The sequence below is a fragment of the Thermaurantiacus tibetensis genome (genome assembly GCF_015354055.1).
Lineage (GTDB): Bacteria > Pseudomonadota > Alphaproteobacteria > Sphingomonadales > Sphingomonadaceae > Thermaurantiacus > Thermaurantiacus tibetensis.
Map to the genome: position 1 here is coordinate 178666 of NZ_JACHTM010000004.1, position 21162 is coordinate 199827.

A 21162-nucleotide genomic window follows, 5' to 3' on the forward strand; every position below is an offset into this window, starting at 1 on the left:
CTGTCATCCGGGCAGGGGCAGAAGGTCGTCGAGCGGGTCATGGTCGGGCCGCGCGCCGCCGAGCTCGAGCGCGAAGGCCTGTTTCGCAGCCTGCTGGGCAGGCGAGAGCGGCGCTTCCGGGCTTCCCCGCACGGCAGGAAGCGCGATCTCGACGCGCGCGCCCCCGGCAAGCGTAACCGTCACCTGCTGGGGGATGAGCGCATTGGGGTCGGGGTTGCCGTCGTCGGCAAGCGCGAGGCGCGCGCCGAGCGCGATGAGCGCCGGGTCGGCGAAGGCCTGCGGCGTGAAGGCGCGCGGGTCGATGCGGCCGTCGCGCAGCATGAGCGCAACCAGGAAGGGCAGGCACAGCCGGGCGCGGGCGGGTGCCATCTCCCGCTCCCACGGCCGGCCGACAAGGCGCAGCACCAGCGGCGGAACCCGCGCCGCGATGGCCACGATCTCCACCCCCGGGTGCGCGGCCTGCACGCGGGCGATGGCATCGAGCACGCCATGGCTCGCCCGCCCCGACGGCCAGGGCTTCACGCTGATCTCGGCGATCCGCGCGCCAAGCCCGCCGAGATGCGGCGCCGCATCGCCGCGGTCGAACAGCGGAAAATAGCCGAACGGCCCGTCGAGCGCGCCCCGTGGCCCCTCGAGCCCCGCCGCCGCCAGATCGGCCGCCGCGACACCGGCGCGCGCTGCGAACCCCACCTGGAGCGGGAGCGCCACCGAGCCCTCGACATGCGCCTGCATCGTGCCACAGGCCTGCGCCACGCCGAGCGCCAGCGCATGCGCCATGCGCTCGCGGGAGAGGCCAAGGAGCCGCCCGGCAGCAGCCGCTGCGCCCACTGCGCCGGCGGTCGCCGGGCGGAAGAAGGCAAGCGGGCTCGTCGCTGCCACGCCCAGCAGGCAGGCGATCTCGACTCCGGCAGCGATGGCAGCAAGCGCCTCGTCCCGGTCGCGCACGCCTTCGCGGTGACAGAGCGCCCGCGCTGCGGCCGTCACCGCAGACATGGCGTGCACCACCGCCCCCTCGTGCACGGCATCCCACTCGAGGCAGTGGATGGCAAAGGCGTCGATGAGCGCACCCGGGCCCACCGCCGCTTCCACCTGCCGCGCCGCCGGAGTGGCCAGCCCCGCCAGCCTGACGGCGAGCGTGTCGCGGACCAGCCGCTCGGTCGCCGCCCATGCCTCGCCTTCCGGCCGGTGGCCGCAGGCGAATTCCGCAAGGCGCGCAAGCAGGCTCATGCCACCCACCGCCCGACGAGGTCGAGAAGCGGCGCAACCGGCTCCGCATCCCCTGCCGCGCAGCATCGAAGCGCAGCATCGGCTTCCTCCGCCTCAAGGCCGCCCCAGGCCACGAGCGCGCGCAGCTTCGCCTCGACATCGGCCGCCGAAAGCGGGTTCTCCGGGTCGCCCCAGGCATCGGCCACTTCGGCCGCCGCGCCACCGGCCACCACGCGCGCGCCATAATGGGCGGGATAGGCGGAAGCGAAGGGCTCGGCGACACTGCAGGTCACCCGCGCGCGGGCCGCCGCGAGCGCCGGGTCGGCGATCGCCTCGGGGAGGAAGTCCGCCATCCCCGGCCGGCCGCGCACGGCCACCACCGCCACGCAATGCTGCAGCGAGAACTTGGCCTCGCCCTCGGTCCGCGGCTCGGCGCGGTCGCAGAAGGCGAGCGCGTCCCCATAGGTCTCGACCAGGATGGGCCCCTCGGCCAGCGCCTCGCGCGGCAGGGCGAGCGCGGCATCGATGCTGGGGTGGGCATGGCGGCAGGCGGGCCAGGGCTTCAGCGAGAGCTCGAACAGCCGCCAGCCCTCGGTGGGCGCGAGCGCGCGCGGCGCCCGGGTCGTCGCCGCCCAGAGGCCCTGCGGCCCCTCGAGGATGGCGCGCGGGCCCCGCAGGCCGGCACGCGCCAGCCGCGCGTGCCACAGGCCGGCCAGCCCCGCCTGCGCGGCGTGGATCGCCTTGGTATGGACGCCCGGCTCGTGCCGGAGCTGCCAGAGGCCCCCGGCCAGCGAGACGGCATGGCCCATCGCGTCCGCCGTCGCCCCGGCCTCGAGCCCGAGGACACGGGCTGCCGCCACCGCCGCACCCGCCTGCCCCGCCGTCGCGGTCGGGTGCCAGAAGCGGTAGTGATGGTCATCCAGCGTCCGTCCAAGCCCCACCATCGCCTCCACCCCGGCGACGAACCCGTCGAGGAGAGCGGCCATCGGCGCCTCCGCCTCGCGCGCGGCGGCAAGGGCGGCCGGCCAGATGACCGGCCCGGGGTGGAGCCGCGCCTGCCGGTCGACATCGTCCATCTCGAGGAGGTTGCCGAGCAGCGCGGCGCGCGTCAGCGTGTCGGGCTCGGCAAGGCGCGCCATCGCCGCCACGTCGGAGCAGCGCGCGCCGGCGACACAGGCCAGCCAGTCGAGGAGATGGAGGCGCGCGCGCTCCCGCGCCTCGGCTGCGACCGGCCGCAGCGCGCGTTCGACCAGACGTTCGGCAACCGTCGGCACTTGTCCGGACATTTGCTTGCCCTAGGGCCAGCTGCCGCGCTAGGGCAAGCCATGTCGGAGCGCACCGTCCCCCGCTATGCGGTCCTGGCAAGCCAGCTGCGCGCTGACATCCTTGCCCGGCGCCTGAAGCCGGGGGACCCGCTTCCCACCGAGGCGCAGCTCAGCGCCGCGTTCGGCGTCTCCCGCTTCACCGTGCGCGAAGCGCTCCGGGCGCTTGCGGGCGAGGGCCTCATCCGCCGCCGGCGCGGCTCCGGCACCCGCGTGGCCGACGGCAGGCCCGCGCTCCGCCAGGCGCTCGCCGACACGCGCGCACTCCTCCAGTATGCTGCGGCCTCGAGCTTCCAGATCTCGCCGGCGCGCCCCGTGTCCCTCAGGGCGCCCGAAGCGGCGCTCCTCGGCCGGCCACCCGGCGAGCCCTGGCTCCATGTGAGGGGCATCCGGGTGATGGACGGCGCGGCCGCGCCCATCGCCGTCACCGACGCCTATCTCCACCCTCGTTTCGCGCCCGTCGTCGACCGGCTCGAATCGGGCCACGAGGCGCTCTTCTCCCAGCTTGCCCGGCTGGCAGGTCTCCGGATCACCCGCGTCACCCAGGAGATCCAGGCCGTGAATGCCACCGCCGCGGAGGCAGGCCTGCTCGGCATCGGCCGGGGCGCCGCCTGTCTCAGGATCATCCGCCACTATTTCGAGGACGGGGATTCGCTCGTCGAGATGTCATGCTCGGTTCACCCGGGCGAGCGTTTCACCTACATGGTGGAAACCTCGGGCTGAAGGATGCCGCCGATGATCCGGTTCTGCCTTGCGGGCGTGGCGCTCGCCATACTCAACGCGGTGCCTGCGCTTGCACAGGAAGGCACCTACCGCACGCGCACCGTCCTCGTCTACGGCGATGACCCGTGCCCCAAGTCGGAGAACCCGGACGAGATCATCGTCTGCGCAAGGCGCCCCGAGGAGGAGCGCTACCGGATCCCCCGCGAGCTGCGCGAGGCCGAGCGCGCCGCCACCATCGCGCGCGAGGACAATGTGGCGGCGAACCGGGCGCAGCTCGCGAGCGGCCGCGATGCCGCAACCGGCATCGGCAGCTGCTCGACGGTCGGGCCGGGCGGCGCCACCGGCTGCACCCAGGGCATCGACGTGCTCGGCGCGTTCCGCACCGCGCGCGAGGCGCTGCGCACCGCAACCGAGCCCACCGACGACTGACCGGGCGCGCCAGGGAGCCTCAGTGCCGGCGTAAGCGGCCGGCCCCGGCAGGCGGCACGCCGGGTCGTCAGTAATCCCGCGCGTAGCGCAGGTTGACGCTGGCGTTGCCGAGCGTGGTCACCTCGGCAAGCACACCCAGCACCCGGGTAAGCGCAAGCTCGATCCGGGTGAGCGCATTGCCCGCCGTGTCGGTCGCCACCTCCACGTAGAGGTTCCGGCCGATGCGCTCGCCGAAGGCGACGGCCGTGCCAAGGCCCGTCCGCTCGTCTCCGCCCTGGAGGCGGATGCGGTCGATGCCGGAGGCGCGCTGCAGCCGGCCGACGGGGTCGAACCCGCCGCTTCCGCCCCGCAGCGACGCAAGCGCTGCTGCCAGCTGCACGGCCTCGGTGACGCTGAGGTCGGCGACCGAGGTTCCGAACAGCAGCCGGGCGAGCACCTCGTCCTCCGGGAGCGGCGGCGAGGAGGTGAAGCCGATCTCCGGCCGGGCGGCCGTGCCGGCAATGCGCACTCCGGCCTCGAACCCTTCCGAGCGCGAGCTGGCCTGAATGTCGAGCGTCGAGTCGAGCGGCGCCCCGGTGAAGCCGATCCGGCCCCGGCGGATCTCGAACGCGCGCCCCGCGAAGTCGTAGGTGCCCCGCGCCAGCACGGCCTCGCCCGAGAGCTTCGGCGCAGCGGCCGTGCCCGTGATCCGCACCCGCGCGCCCCAGAAGCTGTCGAGGCCAAGCCCGTCCACCTTCACGCTGTCGCGCGCCGTCACGCGGAGATCGTAGCGCAGCCCCCCGCCGGCGTCCCGCGCCGCGGGTGGAAGCGCGGCCTCGCCCTTGCGCCTGACCGGAACAGCCGCCGCGGCCGTCGCCTCGTACTGGCCCAGCCGGATCACGCCCGAATCGATCTCGAGCGCGCCGGAGAGCGTCGCAGCCGCCAGCGTGCCGGTGAGCGCCACCGGCCCGGAGGCGACGACCTTGACCGTCGGGCTGTCGGCAAGGAGTGCCTTGTCGAGGCGGAACGCGAGGTCGACCGCGCCCGCGCCCTCGGCCGAGAGCCTGACGGTGCCGCTGCCGGCAAGCGTGCCGCCATCCGCCCGCGCCGAAAGCCGCGAAAGCCGCAGGACCGGCCCATCGAAGGCGGCCTCCACGGCGATATCGGCAAGGCGCGTGTTGAACGCGAGGTTGCGGTAGGCCAGCCCCTGGCCGCGGATGCCGCCGGTGATGCGCGGGGCGCCCAGCGTGCCGCCGAAGTCGGCGGCAAGCCCGATGGCGCCGGTCAGCTCCTGGTCGGGCACGTCGAGGAAGGACCAGGGCGTCTCCGCCGGGCCGGCGTAGCGCACGCCCCCCGCGATGGCACCCGCGAGCAGCCGGTCGACCACGGTCGCGCCGGCGCCGGGCAGCAGCCGCAGCACCAGGCGCCCGGTCGAGCCGCGGCTGCCGGAGAGCCGCGCGCCGACAGCCAGTCCCTCCCGCCCGCTCGTCGCCTCGAGGTCGAGGTCGATCATGGGCAGGGCATCGCCCGGCGACGGCCGCGAGAATTCGCGCACCACGAGGCGCGCCCGGCCGGTCGGCAGCGCATCGCCCTCGGCGAGCACCAGGTCCAGCTGGCCGTCGATACGCCCGCGCACGGCAAGCGTGCGGTCGGCGAGGCGCGCCTCGGCCAGATCGATGCCGACGAGGGCAAGCCGGAGGGCGCTTCGGCGGCCGAGGCTCCCGGCCACGTCGACGTGGCCGCGCGGCAGCACGATGCGGGCCGGCTCGAGGCGCCAGCCGTCGGCCGTGCGCACGAGCCGCGCCTGCCGCGCAAGGCGGAAAGGAAGCTCGCCGTAGCGGCCCTCGAATCCGAAGCCGTAGCCGGAGGCGTCCTGCGTCACGCGGGCGCTTCCACGCAGCATGCGCCCGCGCCAGAGACCGGCGCCAGACACCGTCCCCTCGCCGCCCGCCTCGGTCAGAGTCCCGTCGGCCGAGAATTCGCCGAGCCGCAGCCCGCCACGCACGATGTTGCGCCCCGAGACCCTGCCGGAGAGGCGCGGCCCGCCCTCCGCCAGCAGCACCGAGGCGTCGAGGGTTCCGGCGCCGATGATGACCGGCTCGGGAAGCGGCAGGCGCGCCTGCGCCGCGGTCCCCGAGGCGACGATCCGCTGCAGCCGGCCTTCGGCCACGAAGTCGAGCGTGCCGTCGAGGCCGTCGCCGCTCACGCCGAGCCGGCCGACGAAGGGCCCCTCTGCGTCCTGCACCAGAAGGCCGGAGGCGCGCACGCCGCCAAGCGACGCTTCGGCAAGCTCGAGCGCGAGCGGCCCCTCGGCCGGCAGCAGCAGCCGGCCCGACGCAGCAAGCGGCCCCTGCGGCGTGCTCCCCGAGACGGCAAGCGCGAAGCCGCCGTCCACCGGCACCGCGGAGAGGAGCACGTCCGCAAGCGCGAGGCCGAGGCCGGGCTCTGCCAGCCTGAGCTCGAGCCGCGGCGCGGCAGCGGTGCCCGAGGCGGCGAGCGCCACCGGCCCGTAGGCGCTGGTGCCCGAGGCGGCGAGCGTGAACCTCCCCGTCTCGAGCGCATAGTCGAGCACGATCCCGCCGAGCTGGAGCGCGGGCGCCGCGACGCGGCCGTCGGCGATGCGCAGAACGCCCTCGCCGCCGCTCCAGCGCCACGTGCCCGCCGCCTGCGGCAGCCCGCCGAGCTGGCGGCGCGCGCCCTCGGGCAGGGCAAGCGCCCGGAGCGCCAGCGTGCCGGAGGCCAGCGTCTCGCCCCGCGCGTCGGGCGCCGCGCGCACGGTGACGGACGCGCCAACCGCCGTTCCCCCGGCAAGCGCAAGGCGCGGCACCTCAGCCCGCGCCTCGAGCTGCCACCGCCCGCCCGCCGGCAGCAGCAGCCGCCCTTCGGCCCGCGCCGCGGCGGTCTCGAGCCGGAGGTCGGGCACCGTGAAGCCGTCGGGCGCCGGGCGGAGGGTTCCGGCGAGGCGTGGCGCGGCAAGAAGATCGGCGAGCGCCGGGTCGAACCCGACAGCGCGCGAGGCCGTCAGGACGAAGGGCACCACCGGGCGGCCTGCCTCCCAGCGGAGCGCCCCCTCGCCGGCGAGCCCGTCGAGCCCCGGGGGTGCCGCGCTGCCGTCGGCAAGCCGCAGCCGGGGCGCCTCGAGGCGCCACGTGCCTTCGAGCGCCCGGACCGGCCCTTCGAGCGCGGCCTCGAGGGAGAGCGACTCGCCGGTCACTCCTTCGAGGAGGCGCCCCGGGTCGGCCAGCTCGAGCCGGACGTTGCCGCCAGAGAGGCGCTCGCGCCTGCGGTCGAGCCGGCCGCGGGCGGAAAGGCCGAGGCCGTCGCCCGCGATCGCAAGCCTGAGGTCGGTCGCCTCGCCGGCGGGCGCGGCCGCGGCGTCCACCGCCAGCGCGTCGCCGAGCCGCCCGGCGAGCGCCTCGGGCAGGAGGGGACGAGGCCGGAGCGTGCCGGTCACCTGGAAGGCCCCCGACCGGGCCGAGATGCCGAGCGTCGCCACGGGCTCGGGCCCCACCCGGGCGTTGAGCACGCCCTGCCAGCGCGCCCAGCCGCCTTCGCCCGAGAGGTCGAGCCGGACCGGCGCGGCAAGGCCGAGCGCGGCGACGAGAAGCCCGCCCGGGTCCCCCGAGGCCGCGCCCTCGAGGTCGAACCGGTCGGCATCGGGCGCGGCGTCGACCAGGAGCCGCAGCCGGTCGCCCTTCGTGCCGGCGGCGTCGAGCGCCAGCACGAGCACCCGGTCGGCAAGCGCGATCCGGCCGGCAAGCGCCACCGTCTCGGCAACACCGGCGACCGCTTCCTCGACCACGAGCCGCCGCACCGCGAACCGCTCGATCGAAAGGCGGATGTCGGGCAGGAGCGGCTCCTCGGGCGGCGCCGGGATGAGGCGCGGCAGGCGCAGCAATCTCACCTCCTCGGCCTCGAGCCGGGCAAGCCGGATCCGCCCGCCAAGAAGCGCCCGAGCCGACCAGTCGAGCTCGACTCGCGGCGCCGTTGCGAACACCCCGTCCTGGTCGCGAAGCGCGACGCCCTGGAGGCGCGGCGCGGCAAGGAGGCTGCCCTCGATCCGCTCCGCGGTGACGGAGAGCCCGTTCTCGAGCACGAGGCGCGGCAGCAGGCGACGGGCAACGAGGTCGCGCCCCGCCTGCGTCTCGGAGGCGAACCAGGCAAGGCCCGCCGCCGCCGCCAGCAGCAGAAGGGGCAAAAGGGCGAACACGATCGGCCAGCGCCGGCGCGGGCGCGCGGCGCCGGGCGCGGGCGGGGGCGGGGGCGGGGGCGGGTCATCGGGGGGCAGGGGGCCTGCCATCAGAAGGCCTGGCCGATCGAGATGTAGAGCACCACCTGCGGGTCCTCTGGCCGGCGGTCGATCGCCCTGGCAAGGTCGAGCCTGAGCGGGCCGAAGCTCGTGTAGTAGCGCACGCCGAGCCCGGTGCCGAAGCGCAGGGAATCGAGGCGGGGCCGCGGGCCTTCCTCGAGCTGGCCGGCATCGACGAAGGCGACGAGACCCCAGTCGCCGCGCCGCAGCCGGGCCTCGAGACTGGTCTCGAACAGGCCGCGCCCGCCGATCGGTCGCAGGTCGCCGTTGGAATCGGGGGTCTGCGGGCCGATCCCCTGGAAGGCATAGCCCCTGACCGAGCCGCCGCCGCCGGCGTAGAGGCGCCGCGTCGGCGCGATGTTCTGCCGCGCCGTGCCGACGATGCTGCCGAGCCTGACCCGGCCGGCCAGCACCAGAGCTTCGGCCGCGCGGAGGTAGGCGCTGGCGTCCCCCTGGAGCCGGGCATAGGCCTCGAAGTTGCCGGCCTGGAACGACGCCTCTGGCGAGAGGCGCAGGCTGGCCCGGAAGCCCCGCGTGGGGTCGAGGAGATCGTCCGAGCCGTCGTAGCCGCCGCCCCCGGGGAAGGCGAGAATGGTGTAGCTGTCGCGGCTGTCGTCGGCGAGCGGCGTGCCCTTCTCGCGCTCGCGCGAGTAGAGAAACTCCACCCCGCCCTCCCACACCCAGCGCTTCTGCCAGATGGGCGTGGACTCGCGGCCGATCGAGCCGCCGATCCGGAACGCGGTCGCGGCGAACGCCGGGCGGTCCTCGTTCACCACCTCGGTGCCCAAGAGCAGGAACCGGTCGCGGCGGCCAAAGTTCGCCTTGCGGACATCAGCGGCAAGCCGCTGCTCCTGCGTGCCCAGCACCCCGCGCAGCGTGAGGCTGCCCTCGGGCTTCCAGAAGTTGCGGTTCTGCCAGCGCGCCTCGGCACGCACCCCCTCGTCGGTCGAATAGCCGATCTGGCCGGAGAGGCTCCGCCGCGGGGCGGGCTCGCCCGAGACCTCGAGATCGGCGATGGTCCGGCCTTCGGCGTCGACGCGGCCGCTGTCCACCGGCGTCACCACCGTGCCCGAAAGCAGGCGGGTGGCGACGAGCGCGCGACGGAAGTCCTCGAGGAGCGCGCCCGACCAGGGCTCGCCCTCGCGGAACCGGGCGATGACCGCGGCATGGGCCTCGTCGAACGGCCGGTGACCGGTGAGGCGGATGGCCCCGAACACCGCCGGCCGGCCAAGGATTCCGGTCAGCAGATAGTCGCCGCTGCGCGCCTCGTCGTCGATCACGATGTCCCGCGGGCCGAGGTCGGCGAAGGGAAAGCCCGCATCGGCCAGCCGGAGCTTGTAGCGCGCCTCCGCTTCCTCCACCTCGGAAAGCCGGAGCGGCGCGCCGGGCATGAGGTCGAAGTCGGCAACCAGGTCGGGCCGGCCCTCGGGCACCGCGTCGATCGCGATCTCGCGCCAGACGTACCGCGGCCCCGGCTCGACACGGATGGTGACGTCGCGCCGGCCCTCCCGCTCGGCGATGCTGGCGGTCACCGCGGGCGCGAACCAGCCCTCCGAGGCGAGGAGGTCGAGAAGGAGCCGCTCGTCGGTCCGCAGCCGGTTGGCAAGCTCGAGCGCCGTCAGCGGCTCGGCCTGGCCGCGCCACAGCGTCGACTGCGCACGATACTCGGCCTCGGTCCCGGTCGCCCGAAGGCCGGTCACCTCGAGCCGGGTGCGAAGCGCGACGTCAGGCGCCCGCTCGCCGACGAGAGCGCGGACGTCAGTGTCGGCGAGGTCCTCGAGAGGGGCGAGCGGCGCGAAGAGCTCGGGGTCGGGCGGCGGCAGCGGAGGGATCTCGATGGGCGCGGCCTCTTCTGCGGGCGACACCTCGGGCGACGGCCCAGGCGGATCGGCGCAGACCGGCGCGGCAAGCGCGACGAGCAACCCGGCCGAGAGAACCGGGCCGGGATTTGACCTGCCCCGCCGCTCCTGCCACAGGCCCTCGAGCAGCCGGAGGACCCGCTGATGACCGTGACGCCACAGGCCGCCGCAGCGCCGGCCGGAGACGAGATGCTCGAGATGGTGCTCGATACCGGCACCGTCCGCATTCGCCTCCGCCCCGACCTCGCGCCCGCCCATGTCGAGCGGATGAAGACACTGGCGGCGGCCGGCTTCTACGATGGCATCGTCTTCCACCGCGTCATCCCGGGGTTCATGGCCCAGGCCGGTTGCCCGCACGGCCGCGGCACCGGGGGCTCGCACCTGCCCGACCTCCGGGCCGAATTCTCGGCGGAACCTCATGTGCGCGGCGTCTGCTCCATGGCGCGCACCTCCGCGCCGCACAGCGCCAACAGCCAGTTCTTCATCTGCTTCGCCGACGCCCGGTTCCTCGACGGCCAGTACACGGTCTGGGGCGAGGTCGTCTCCGGCATGGACCATGTGGATGCCCTGCCCGCCGGCGAACCGCCCCGCAACCCCGGGGTGATCCGCGCGATGCGGGTGGTGCCAGCCGGCGCGGCGGACGGCGCGGGCGCCTAGGAGGCCGGAGGCGCCGGCCGCGCCCGGGCGACGACCCGGCCGTCGGCGCCGAGGAGTTCGAGCACGCCGTCGGCCACCCGCCAGCGCGAAACCGCCTCGAGCGCCTGCGCGAACCGCTGCTCGAGCGCCATCATCGGCTCGGGGCAGGCCATCATCGTCATGGCCGCAGCGCCCACCCGGATGCCGTCCCCCCCGGTGAAGCCGACCGGCCCAGTGTAGCGGTTGCAGCCTGCAAAGCCGAACACCCGCCCGTCCCCGAAGCCGATGGTCGGGCTCCGGCCCGTGACGGCCTCGCCGCCAAGCTCGAACACCGCCCACTCCCGGTCGAGGGCGGCCGGAACGCCCGCCGCCGTCGGCTCCGCCGCCTTCGTCACGGCCTCTCCCCTGCCTGCACTGCCTGCACCGCTGTCGACCGGCGCGCACGCCGCGCCAAGCGCCGCCAGCACCAGAACGCCGACATGCCTCATGACCGTTGCTCCTTCAGAAGATCGCGGATCTCGCGCAGCAGGACCACGTCGGCAGGCTCCGCCGGCGGCGCCTCCTCCTTCCGCGGCATCAGCCGGTTGGCCTGCTTGACAAGCAGGAACACGGCAAAGGCGATGATGAGGAAGTTGAGGAGCTTGGTCAGGAAGGCGCCATAGCCCAGCATCGGCACGCCCGCGGCCTTGAGCGCGGCATAGTCATCCGCCGCGCCGGCGTAGCCGGCAGGAACCGGCCCGAGACGCACGAACAGGTTGGAGAAGTCCGGACTGCCGGTCACGGCCGCGATCACGGGCATGAGGAGATCCTCTGTCAGCGAGGTGACGATCGCGCCGAACGCCGCCCCGATGATGACGGCAACCGCGAGATCGAGCACGTTGCCGCGGTTGATGAACGCCTTGAACTCCTCGAGCATCGACCTTCCCCCGCAACCCGCGCCGCCGCTAGAGACAGCGCCGCCCGACCGTGCTAGCGCCAAACGCGCACCGGCGCCACCCGGCGCCAGGACGGAGAAGCCGCATGACGATCCTGCGTACGATCCTGCGCCTCGTTCTTCCCGCGAGCCTCGCGCTCGCGCTCTCGGGCTGCGGGATCAACACCGTCCCCACCAAGGAGGAGGCGGTCAAGGCCGCCTGGGGCGAGGTGCAGAACCAGTACCAGCGCCGCGCCGACCTCATCCCCAACCTCGTCGCCACCGTCGAGGGCTTCGCCAAGCAGGAGAAGGACGTGCTCGTCGAGGTGACGAACGCCCGCGCGCGCGCCACCCAGGTCACCGTCTCGCCCGACCAGCTCGGCGACCCGGCCGCGCTCCAGCGGTTCGGCGAGGCGCAGGGCGCGCTCTCGCAGTCGCTCGGCCGGCTCCTCCTCGTCGTCGAGAAATATCCGGAGCTCAAGTCCAACCAGAACTTCCTCGCGCTCCAGGCCCAGCTCGAAGGCACCGAGAACCGGATCGCGATCGCCCGGCGCGACTACAACCAGGCCGTGCAGGACTACAACACCACGATCCGCACCTTCCCGGCGATCGTCGCGGCAAAGGTCATCTACGGCGCCGAACCCAAGGCCCCGTTCGAAGCGACGGCCCCCAACGCCGACCGCGCACCGGAAGTGAAGTTCGGCAGCTGAGCGCGGCCGGGGCCGCGTGCGCCTGCTTCTCGCCCTCCTCCTGCTGCTGCTTGGCCCGCTCGCCGGGCCAGGGCAGGCGCAGAGCTTCCCGAAGCTCACCGGCCGGGTCGTCGATGCCGCCAACCTGCTTCCGCCCGAGGCCGAGGCGCGGATCGAGGCGCGGCTCGCCGCGCTCGAGGCGGCAACCGGCGGCACCCAGCTTGTGGTGGCCACCATCCCCGACCTCGAGGGGCTCGACATCGCCGACTACGGCTACCGGCTCGGCCGCGCCTGGGGGATCGGCCAGAAGGGCGCGAACAACGGCGCCATCCTGATCGTCGCGCCCAACGACCGGCGCGTCAGGGTCGAGGTGGGCTACGGCCTCGAGCCGGTGCTGACCGACGCGCTCTCCGCCCTCATCATCCAGGAGAAGATCCTGCCGCGCTTCCGCGCGGGCGACTTCGCCGGCGGGATCGAGGCCGGAACCCAGGCGCTCGTCGAGCAGCTGGAACTCCCGCCCGAGGAGGCCGAGCGGCGCGCGCAGGCCGCGCGCGCAAGCGGCTCGGGAGACGACGCGGGGGTGGGAACCATCCTGTTCTTCCTGATCCTCGTCGCCGTCATCTGGCTGGTCGTGGGAACCGGAGGGGGCGGCGGCGGAGGTGGGGGACGAGGCCGGCGGCGCGGCCCGGCCGGTCCCATCATCGTCTGGGGCCCGGGCTGGGGCGGCGGCAGGCCCGGCGGCTTCGGCGGCGGCTTCGGCGGGGGCGGCTTCTCGGGCGGCGGCGGCAGCTTCGGCGGCGGCGGCGCGAGCGGAGGGTGGTGATGCTCGACGAGGCAGGCCATGCGCGGGTGGCAGCGGCGATCGCCGAGGCCGAGGCGAAGACCTCAGGCGAGATCGTCTGCGTGCTCGACCGCGACGCCCATGTCTACCTCGAGTGGGTGCTGGCGCTCGCCGCCGCGCTCGCCTTCCTCCTGCCCTTCCTCGCCACCCTTGCCGGTTTCGGCCCCACCGCCTGGCGCGACGCCTTCCTGCCCTCGTGGCAGGCCCCCGGCGAGACCCTGCCCGACCTTGCCACCGTCGAGCTCTACGCGGCCGCCCAGGTGCTGGTGTTCCTCGCCGCCGTCCTCGTCCTCCGGCAGACGCCGCTGGCCCAGCGCTACGCGCCCGAGGCCATGCGCCGGGCGCGAGTCCACGAGCTCGCGCTCAAGCAGTTCCTCGCCCGCGGCATCCACCTCACCGAGGCCCGCACCGGCGTGCTCGTCTTCGTCTCGCTCCACGACCACATGACCGAGATCGTCGCCGACGAGGGCATCTACGCGAAGGTCTCGCCCGAGGTCTGGGCCGAGGCCGACGCCGCCCTCCTCGAGGAGGCCGCGCGCGGCGATCTCGCCGCCGGCTTCGTCCGCGCGGTCGGGGTCATCGGCGCCACGCTCGCCGCCCACTTCCCGCCATCCGCGCGTAACCGCGACGAGCTCCCCAACCGCCTGATCGAACTCTAGCACACGCGCCTGTCGCAACGGTGCCGTTGCATGGCGGACGAGCAAAGGTTATATTTCTTAAATCTTAGGTTCGGGGAGGGCCATGCGCCAGTTCGTGCCTTCGGCGCTTCGAGTCGTCGCGGCGGTCGCGGCGACGCTGGCCGGAGCGCCCGCCCCTGCCGCGCCAGAGGCCGGCCCGCGCGCCCCACGGGCCGAGCGCCCGGTCACGGCAACGCCGGAGTATGCGCGCGCCATGGAGCTTCGGAACCGCGGCAGATGGGCCGAGGGCGCGGCGATTCTCGACGATCTGGCACGCAAGACGGCCGACCCCAGGGAGCGGATGCAGCTTGCGCTCTTCGCGGCGCAGTTGCGGGTCTCCCAGAACGAGCATGACAGCAGCCGTCTTGCGCTCCGCCCGGGCACCTTGCCACCCGGCTATGTCGAGGCCACGCGCCAGCTCGCCGAGGCCATCGCTGCCGCCGACCCCGCGCTCGGCCCGGAAGTCTACGCCATCGCCGCCGCCAGGCTCGGGGAGCGGCTCGCCGTGGAAGATCGCACGCAGCAGACGCTTGGCCGCAAGGCCGAGGTGCTGGCCGCCTTCGATGGCGCGATCGCGGCCGGGCAAGGCTCGGACCTTCCGCCCCAGAGCCCGAAGACCTGGGCCGGCATCCGCCTCGCGGAGGGAGATTCGGTCGGCTACTATGGCTTCCGCGACCCGAACCCCGCGCTGCTGCAGCGGGCGGCCGCAGCCTACCGGGCGGTCGAGGCCGCGCTCGGCGCCGCCGGCGCCCGCGCGCTGGACCCGGCATTCCCGCTGAAGCTCGGCGCCGTGCTGGGCGGGCTCGAGGAACGGACCGGCGACGTCGACGCCCTCGACCAGGCGGTCGGCCTCTACCGCGAGGCGTTGAAGGACGTCTCGCGGAGCCGGGAGGATCCAGAGCACCCGCTCCTTGTCGCATTCAGGAGCCCGCCTCCGCCCGAGGACCCGGCCGGGCTTGCCCGGGTGGCCGCCGCGGCGCGGGACTGTGCCCCGCCTCGCCAGCCCGAAACCTGCGCCATCCTTGCGCTGCGCGCCGCCGATGCGCACTCGAAGCAGGCGCAGCGGACGGAGGATCCGGCCATGCGCGCCGAGGCCGGTGCGCTCGCCGAGCTTGGCGGAACGCGATTCGACGCCCTCGGCAGCCGGGATCTGGCCGCCCGCCTGCGGGCCTCGACCGGCCGCGACCTCGTCCACCACGCGGCACCTCCCGACCCCGCGAGCACCGCGATCGCCATTCGGCTGCTCCAGGCAGCACTGGCGCGGGAGGCAGCCATTCCCGACGCCACGGAACGCGCCGACACTTGGGAGGCCCTTGCCGTTGCGCTGCGCCGGCGCGGCGAATGGGGCGAAGGCATGGCCGACTTCGAGGCGTCGCGCGCTGCGATCGCGCGGGCGCTCAAGACGCATACGCGCAGTCGCGACCCCCACATGTGGGCCCATGCCGAAACCCGGCGGATCGAGACCGAGATCGCGATCGCCGAGCGCAGCGGCAACACCCGGCTTCTGGCCGATGCCGAGCGCGATCTCGCCGAGGCCCGCCGGGCCTGCGTCGCCAGCGGCTGCGCCGACTGCGCGAAGGCGGCCGATGCCGTCGCCACGCGCCTTGCCGCGGCGCGCGCGCGGCTCGGCGGTTCCTAGAGCGCGAAGGCCGCCTTCACGCCATCCACGACGATCTGGGCGGCAAGCGCCGCCAGGATCACGCCGAGCAGGCGGGTGATCATCGCCTCCACCCGCTCGCCGAGCAGCGCCATGAGCGGGCGGGCGGCGAGCAGGGCGGCCAGGGTGAGAAGGAGCACGAGCGCGAGCGCCGCGTAGACGGCCGCATGCTCCGCGGGCGTGCGGGCGCGGGCGACGAGCAGCATGATGGTCGCGATCGAGCCAGGCCCCGCGATCATCGGGATGGCCATGGGGAAGACCGAGACATCCTCCACCTCGCGCGCCACCACGTCGCGGGCGCGGGCCTGGCGGCGCTCGGTGCGCTTCTCGAAGATCATGTCGGTCGCGAACAGGAAGAGAAGGATGCCGCCTGCGATCGAGAAGGCGGGCAGCCCGATTCCGAGCGCGCCGAGGAAGGGCTGGCCGAGGAGGGCGAAGAAGAGGAGGATCCCGGTTGCCACCAGCACCGCGCGCACCGCCATCGCCCGCCGCTGCGCCGGGCTCGCGTGCCCGGTGAGACTCGCGAAGATGGGCGCGCAGCCGGGCGGGTCGACGATGACGAGAAGCGTCACGAACGCCGAGACGAAGGCGTCGAGCGGCAGCGTCACGCCGCAGCCTTCAGCGTGTTCTCGAGCAGGCAGGCGATCGTCATCGGCCCCACGCCGCCGGGCACCGGGGTGATGGCGCCCGCCACCGCGGCGGCTTCGGCGAAGCAGACATCGCCCACCAGCCGCGCCCGGCCGTCAGGCCCCGTAACCCGGTTGATGCCCACATCGATGACGGTCGCACCCGGCTTGAGCCAGCCCCCGCGCACCAGCTCCGGCCGGCCCACCGCCGCCACCACGATGTCGGCCCGGCCGACGAGCGCGGGAAGGTCGCGGCTCCGCGAATGGGCGATGGTGACGGTCGCACTCTCGGCCACGAGCAGCGCCGCCATCGGCCGGCCGACGATGGTGGACCGGCCGATGACGAGCGCCTCGGCCCCGGCAAGATCGGCATGCACGGTCTTGAGGAGCCTGAGACACCCGGCCGGCGTGCAGGGGACGAAGCCGGGAAGCCCGAGCGCGAGGCGCCCGGCGTTCACGGGGTGGAAGCCGTCCACGTCCTTGGCCGGGTCGATCGCCTCGATGACGCGCGTGGCGTCGCACTGCGGCGGCAGCGGAAGCTGGACGAGGATGCCGTCCACCTCCGGATCGGCGTTGAGCCGGTGCACCAGCGCCAGAAGCTCGGCCTCGGCGACATCGGAGGCAAGCCTGTGCTCCTCCGAGCGGATGCCGGTCTCGGCGCAGGCCTTCACCTTGTTCCGCACGTAGACGTGGGAGGCCGGGTCGTCGCCCACCAGCACCACGGCGAGTGCCGGCGGCCGCCGGCCGTCTGCGCGCCGCGCCGCCACCGTGCGGGCCACCTCCGCGCGGACCTCGGCGGCCACCGCCTTGCCGTCGATGAGCTGCACGGGGCGCGGGCGTCAGGGCAGGCGCAGGTCCATCGCCAGCCCCTGAAGCAGCCGCTGGACGAGGACGATGGCGAGGATGACGACGAGCGGCGAGAAGTCGATGCCCCCCAGGTCGGGCATCCGCCGCCGGATGGGCGCCAGCAGGGGCGCGAGCAGGCGGTCGAGGCCGTCGACCACGGTCGCCACGAACCGGTTGCGCATGTTCACCACGTTGAACGCGACGAGCCACGACAGCACCGCCTGGATGATGATGAGCCAGACGAGGAGCTGGAGCACGTAGACGAGGAAGTCGAGGAGGCCGGCAAGCGTGTTCATGGAAGCGCGGTCCGTCCGGGCCGTGGAACGAGGGCCTTCGCCTCTAGCCGCTCCCGCCCCCCGCGGCTAGAGGCCGGCCGGAGCCCATGGCGCGCCCGGCCATCCTCTCGCTTGCCCTCCGGGACTTCCGCAACCACCGCGCGACCCGGCTCGAGCCGGGCAGCGCGCCTGCCGTCGTGCTCTTCGGCCCGAACGGCGCGGGCAAGACCGCGCTGCTCGAGGCGCTGTCGCTGCTCTCGGTGGGGCGGGGCCTGCGCGGGGCCACGCTTGCCGAGATGGCGCGCGCCGACGGGCCGGGCGGCTTCCGCGTGCGTGCCGAGCTCGCCACCACACCCGAGCTGCCGCCGGTTGCGCTCGAGACCTTCGCCACAGCCGAGGCGCCCGAGCGCCGCCAGCTGCGCAGCAACGCCGCCGCCGCCCCGCTTGCGCGTCTCTCCGAGTGGCTCGCGCTCCTCTGGGCGACGCCGGCGATGGACCGGCTGTTCGCCGAGGCGGCAAGCGCCCGGCGCCGCTTCCTCGACCGCCTGACCCTTGCCCTCCACCCCGGCCATGCCGGCCACGCCAGCCGCTACGAGGCAGCGCTCCGGCAGCGCAACCGGCTGCTCGCGGACCCTGCCCCTCCCGACCCTTCGTGGCTCGCAGCGCTCGAGGCGCAGATGGCCGCCCATGGCGAGGCCCTCGCCCGCGCCCGCGCCGATACCGTGGCGCGGCTTGCCGCCCGCCTCGAGGCAGATGCCGACCCCGCCTTTCCGGAAGGCGCGCTCGCCCCCCTGCCCGACCACGCCGACCTCGGCGCCGCGCTCCAAGCCTCCCGCGCGGCCGACCGCGCCGCCGGCCGGACCACCGTCGGGCCCCACCGCGACGACCTTGCAGTGCACCTCCTCCCCGACGGCCGCCCGGCCGCGCTCGCCTCGACCGGCGAGCAGAAGGCCCTCCTCCTCGGCATCCTCCTTGCCCAGGCGCGGCTCGTGGCCGAGGCGCGCGGCGCGCCGCCGATCCTCCTCCTCGACGAGGCCGCCGCCCACCTCGACCCGGACCGCCGGCGCGCGCTCTTCGCCCGTCTCGAGGCGCTCGGCGGCCAGGCCTGGCTCACCGGCACCGACGTGGCGCTCTTCGAGCCGCTCGAGGCCGCCCGCTTCCGCATCGAGGCGGGTTCCGTGCAGCCGGTCCCGAACCCGCCTCTGGCCTTTCCGGCGCGGTGTCCCTAGGGTCTGCCCATGGCGACGGCCCGGCGCCCGGACGAGGCGCAAGACAGCTACGGTGCAGAGCAGATCCAGGTCCTCAAGGGCCTCGAGGCCGTGCGCAAGCGGCCGGGCATGTACATTGGCGACACCGACGACGGCTCTGGCCTCCACCACATGGTCTTCGAGGTCTCGGACAACGCGATCGACGAGGCGCTCGCCGGCTACTGCGACCGGATCGAGATCCGCCTGAACCCCGACGGCTCGGTCACGGTCAGGGACAACGGGCGGGGCATCCCGACTGGCATCCACCCCGAAGAGGGGGTCTCGGCCGCCGAGCTGGTGATGACCCAGCTCCACGCGGGGGGCAAGTTCGCGAACGAGGCCGGCGGCAGCTACAAGGTCTCCGGCGGCCTCCACGGCGTCGGAGTCTCGGTGGTGAACGCGCTTTCCGACTGGCTCGAGCTCCGCATCTGGCGCGACGGCCACGAGCATGTCCAGCGCTACCGCCGGGGCGTGCCCGAGGAGCCGCTCAAGGTCGTCGGCCCGCAGGGCGACCGGCGCGGCACCGAGATCACCTTCCTGCCCTCGCTCGAGACGTTCCGCACCGGCATCGAGTTCGACTTCGAGCGGCTCGAGCACCGCTACCGCGAACTCGCGTTTCTCAACTCGGGCGTGCGCCTCACGCTCACCGACGCCCGCCACGCCGAGCACCGCACGTCGGACTTCCTCTACGAGGGCGGGCTCGTCGCCTTCGTGAAGTGGCTCGACCGCGGCAAGACGCCGCTCATGCCCGAGCCGATCGCCATCTCCGGTGAGCGCGACGGCATCGGCATCGAGGTGGCCCTCCAGTGGAACGACGGCTACTACGAGCAGGTCCTCGCGTTTACCAACAACATCCCCCAGCGCGACGGCGGCACCCACATGGCTGCCTTCCGCGCCGCGCTCACCCGCACCTTGAACGCCTATGCCGAGAAGTCGGGCCTGCTCCGCCGCGAGAAGGTCTCGCTCACCGGCGACGACATGCGCGAGGGACTGACCGCCGTCATCTCGGTCAAGCTTCCCGACCCCAAGTTCAGCTCGCAGACGAAGGACAAGCTCGTCTCCTCCGAGGTGCGCCAGCCGCTCGAGTCGCTCATGGCCGACCGCCTCTCCGACTGGCTGGAGGAGCACCCGGCCGAGGCCCGGGCCATCATCGCCAAGATCATCGAGGCCGCCATCGCCCGTGAGGCCGCGCGCAAGGCCCGCGAGGCCAGCCGCAAGTCGGCGCTCTCGGTTGCCTCGCTGCCCGGCAAGCTCGCCGACTGCCAGGAGAAGGACCCGGCGAAGTCCGAGCTCTTCATCGTCGAGGGCGACTCCGCAGGCGGCTCGGCCAAGCAGGGCCGCGACCGCCATTTCCAGGCCATCCTCCCGCTCCGGGGCAAGATCCTGAACGTCGAGCGCGCCCGCTTCGACCGCATGCTCTCATCCAAGGAGATCGGCACCCTCATCCAGGCGCTCGGCACCGGCATCGGCCGCGACGAGTTCAACCTCCAGAAGCTCCGCTACCACAAGATCATCATCATGACCGACGCGGACGTGGACGGCGCCCACATCCGCACCCTCCTCCTCACCTTCTTCTACCGGCAGATGCCCGACCTCATCCGCGCCGGCCACCTGTTCATCGCCCAGCCGCCGCTCTTCAAGGTGACCCGCGGGCGCTCGGAGGTCTACCTCAAGGACGAGGCCGCGCTCGACCGCTACCTCGCCGACGCCGGGCTCGAGGGCCTCGCGCTCACCCTCGCCTCCGGCGAGACCCTGGCCGGCGAGGATCTCGCCCGCCTCGTCGAGCACGCCCGGCGGATGCGCCGGCTCATGCGCTACGTGCCGCGCCGCTACCCGCCGCGCCTCGTCGAAGCGCTCGCCCTTGCCGGCGCGCTCGCCCCCGGCGCCGAGGCCGACCCTTCAACCGCCGACCGGCTCGCCGCCTGGCTCAACGCCGGCGCGCCCGGCTGGACGGTCTCACGCGGAGCCGAGGGCGGCTTCCTCCTCTCGCGCACCGACCGCGGCGTCACCGACGCCCACGTCATCGACCGCGCCTTCCTCATCAGCGCCGAGGCCATGAAGCTCCACGCGCTCGCTGCCGAGCAGGCGGCCGCCTGGGCCCGCCCGGCCCGCGTGGGCTCGACCGCCGTGCGCACGCCCTCGGAACTCCTCGACACCGTGCTCGAGGCAGGGCGCAAGGGCCTTGCCATCCAGCGCTACAAGGGCCTTGGCGAGATGAACGCCGAGCAGCTGTGGGAGACGACACTCGATCCCGCCGCGCGCACCCTGCTCCGCGTCGAGATCGGCGATGCCGCCCAGGCCGACGAGACCTTCAGCCAGCTCATGGGCGATGTCGTCGAGCCCCGCCGCGAATTCATCCAGGCCAATGCCCTCTCGGTCGCCAACCTCGACATCTAGCGCGCGCCTCCTCCTTGCCGCCCTGCTCCTCGCCGCACCGGCGGCGGCCCAGGAGGCCCGGGAGGCGGATGACCCGCTGGTGAAGGACGTGGCCGAGATCCTCGCCCAGCCCGGCCGGGACCTCGGCATCGTGCCGACGCGGGTGCCCGAGCTTCTCGAGAAGCTGCTGTCCAACCCCTACCACCGGGACGGCACGGCAAGCTGCGCCGAGCTGCGCCTTGGCATCGCCCAGCTCACCGCCCTCCTCGGGCCCGACTGGGGAGACCCGGCACCGCCCGGCGAAAGCCGCGAGGAACAGCTCGCCAAGGCCGGGCTCCGGGCCGGCGTGTCGTCGGCCATCCCGTTCCAAGGCCTCGTACGCGAGGTGACGGGCGCGGCGGCTGCCGAGCGGCGCCGTCAGCAGGCGATCGAGGCGGGGCTCGCCCGCCGCGGGTACCTTCGCGGGATCGCGCGCGAGAAGCGCTGCCGCCTCTAGCGCGAGCGGCGCCGGCGGCAGGGGCCGGGGCGGGCCAGCGCCCGGAAGCCGCCAGG

The 21162-nt window shown here is 74.2% G+C and carries 19 protein-coding genes; 10 read left to right on the forward strand and 9 right to left on the reverse strand.

Annotated features, from left to right (window positions below; translation table 11 throughout):
* Positions 1-3 precede the first annotated feature (3 nt).
* Both H3H34_RS11365 and H3H34_RS11370 read right to left on the reverse strand, forming a co-directional pair.
* Positions 4-1227 (reverse strand): MmgE/PrpD family protein, encoded by a 1224-nt coding sequence (locus H3H34_RS11365; protein WP_194745402.1) that lies wholly within the window; start codon positions 1225-1227, stop codon positions 4-6.
* Positions 1224-2492, reverse strand: coding sequence for an MmgE/PrpD family protein (locus tag H3H34_RS11370; protein WP_194745403.1), 1269 nt, complete (start codon positions 2490-2492; stop codon positions 1224-1226). The genes H3H34_RS11365 and H3H34_RS11370 overlap by 4 nt, the downstream gene beginning before the upstream one ends.
* Before the next feature lie 39 nt (positions 2493-2531).
* Between H3H34_RS11370 and H3H34_RS11375 the strand changes: the two genes are divergently transcribed.
* Positions 2532-3251 (forward strand): GntR family transcriptional regulator, encoded by a 720-nt coding sequence (locus H3H34_RS11375; RefSeq protein WP_194745404.1) that lies wholly within the window; start codon positions 2532-2534, stop codon positions 3249-3251.
* A 12-nt stretch (positions 3252-3263) separates the two neighbouring features.
* Positions 3264-3680 (forward strand): hypothetical protein, encoded by a 417-nt coding sequence (locus H3H34_RS11380; RefSeq protein ID WP_194745405.1) that lies wholly within the window; start codon positions 3264-3266, stop codon positions 3678-3680.
* 67 nt (positions 3681-3747) lie between these two features.
* Here H3H34_RS11380 and H3H34_RS11385 read toward each other — a convergent pair whose 3' ends face one another.
* Both H3H34_RS11385 and H3H34_RS11390 read right to left on the reverse strand, forming a co-directional pair.
* Positions 3748-7959 carry a translocation/assembly module TamB domain-containing protein gene (locus H3H34_RS11385; protein ID WP_194745406.1) on the reverse strand — a complete coding sequence of 1404 codons (4212 nt, stop codon included), beginning with the start codon at positions 7957-7959 and terminating at the stop codon, positions 3748-3750.
* Positions 7959-9890: an autotransporter assembly complex protein TamA gene (locus H3H34_RS11390; protein ID WP_207790917.1), complete on the reverse strand. Its 1932-nt coding sequence runs from the start codon at positions 9888-9890 to the stop codon at positions 7959-7961. Before H3H34_RS11390 ends, H3H34_RS11385 begins: the two co-directional genes overlap by 1 nt.
* 81 nt (positions 9891-9971) lie before the next feature.
* Between H3H34_RS11390 and H3H34_RS11395 the strand changes: the two genes are divergently transcribed.
* The gene (locus H3H34_RS11395; protein ID WP_194745408.1) at positions 9972-10484 is read left to right on the forward strand and encodes a peptidylprolyl isomerase; all 513 of its coding nucleotides are present in this window, start codon (positions 9972-9974) and stop codon (positions 10482-10484) included.
* Here H3H34_RS11395 and H3H34_RS11400 read toward each other — a convergent pair.
* Positions 10481-10951 carry an META domain-containing protein gene (locus tag H3H34_RS11400; protein WP_194745409.1) on the reverse strand — a complete coding sequence of 157 codons (471 nt, stop codon included), beginning with the start codon at positions 10949-10951 and terminating at the stop codon, positions 10481-10483. The two genes, H3H34_RS11395 and H3H34_RS11400, sit on opposite strands and share 4 nt — an antisense overlap.
* Positions 10948-11379, reverse strand: a complete 432-nt coding sequence (mscL, locus tag H3H34_RS11405) for a large conductance mechanosensitive channel protein MscL (RefSeq protein WP_194745410.1) — start codon at positions 11377-11379, stop codon at positions 10948-10950. The genes H3H34_RS11400 and mscL overlap by 4 nt, the downstream gene beginning before the upstream one ends.
* 104 nt (positions 11380-11483) lie before the next feature.
* Here mscL and H3H34_RS11410 point away from each other — a divergent pair, with 104 nt between their 5' ends.
* The 4 genes from H3H34_RS11410 to H3H34_RS11425 all read left to right on the forward strand — a co-directional run bounded on the left by H3H34_RS11410 (position 11484) and on the right by H3H34_RS11425 (position 15222).
* On the forward strand, positions 11484-12086 hold the full coding sequence (locus H3H34_RS11410) for a LemA family protein (protein ID WP_194745411.1): 603 nt from the start codon (positions 11484-11486) through the stop codon (positions 12084-12086).
* A 16-nt stretch (positions 12087-12102) separates the two neighbouring features.
* Positions 12103-12888 carry a TPM domain-containing protein gene (locus H3H34_RS11415; protein ID WP_194745412.1) on the forward strand — a complete coding sequence of 262 codons (786 nt, stop codon included), beginning with the start codon at positions 12103-12105 and terminating at the stop codon, positions 12886-12888.
* On the forward strand, positions 12888-13565 hold the full coding sequence (locus tag H3H34_RS11420; protein ID WP_194745413.1) for a TPM domain-containing protein: 678 nt from the start codon (positions 12888-12890) through the stop codon (positions 13563-13565). The genes H3H34_RS11415 and H3H34_RS11420 overlap by 1 nt, the downstream gene beginning before the upstream one ends.
* A gap of 82 nt (positions 13566-13647) precedes the next feature.
* The gene (locus tag H3H34_RS11425; protein ID WP_194745414.1) at positions 13648-15222 is read left to right on the forward strand and encodes a hypothetical protein; all 1575 of its coding nucleotides are present in this window, start codon (positions 13648-13650) and stop codon (positions 15220-15222) included.
* Here H3H34_RS11425 and H3H34_RS11430 read toward each other — a convergent pair.
* The 3 genes from H3H34_RS11430 to H3H34_RS11440 are packed head-to-tail and all read right to left on the reverse strand — an operon-like array spanning position 15219 to position 17008.
* On the reverse strand, positions 15219-15848 hold the full coding sequence (locus H3H34_RS11430; RefSeq protein ID WP_328831944.1) for a MarC family protein: 630 nt from the start codon (positions 15846-15848) through the stop codon (positions 15219-15221). The two genes, H3H34_RS11425 and H3H34_RS11430, sit on opposite strands and share 4 nt — an antisense overlap.
* Positions 15845-16693, reverse strand: coding sequence for a bifunctional methylenetetrahydrofolate dehydrogenase/methenyltetrahydrofolate cyclohydrolase FolD (gene folD, locus H3H34_RS11435; protein WP_194745415.1), 849 nt, complete (start codon positions 16691-16693; stop codon positions 15845-15847). The genes H3H34_RS11430 and folD overlap by 4 nt, the downstream gene beginning before the upstream one ends.
* A gap of 12 nt (positions 16694-16705) precedes the next feature.
* The gene (locus tag H3H34_RS11440; protein ID WP_194745416.1) at positions 16706-17008 is read right to left on the reverse strand and encodes a YggT family protein; all 303 of its coding nucleotides are present in this window, start codon (positions 17006-17008) and stop codon (positions 16706-16708) included.
* An 86-nt stretch (positions 17009-17094) separates the two neighbouring features.
* Between H3H34_RS11440 and recF the strand changes: the two genes are divergently transcribed.
* Genes recF through H3H34_RS11455 form a run of 3 tightly spaced genes read left to right on the forward strand, consistent with a single transcriptional unit; the run spans position 17095 to position 21106 of the window.
* Positions 17095-18216, forward strand: a complete 1122-nt coding sequence (gene recF, locus H3H34_RS11445) for a DNA replication/repair protein RecF (RefSeq protein ID WP_194745417.1) — start codon at positions 17095-17097, stop codon at positions 18214-18216.
* A 9-nt stretch (positions 18217-18225) separates the two neighbouring features.
* Positions 18226-20631: a DNA topoisomerase (ATP-hydrolyzing) subunit B gene (gene gyrB, locus H3H34_RS11450; protein WP_194745418.1), complete on the forward strand. Its 2406-nt coding sequence runs from the start codon at positions 18226-18228 to the stop codon at positions 20629-20631.
* Positions 20600-21106 carry a hypothetical protein gene (locus H3H34_RS11455; RefSeq protein ID WP_194745419.1) on the forward strand — a complete coding sequence of 169 codons (507 nt, stop codon included), beginning with the start codon at positions 20600-20602 and terminating at the stop codon, positions 21104-21106. The genes gyrB and H3H34_RS11455 overlap by 32 nt, the downstream gene beginning before the upstream one ends.
* Positions 21107-21162 lie beyond the last annotated feature (56 nt).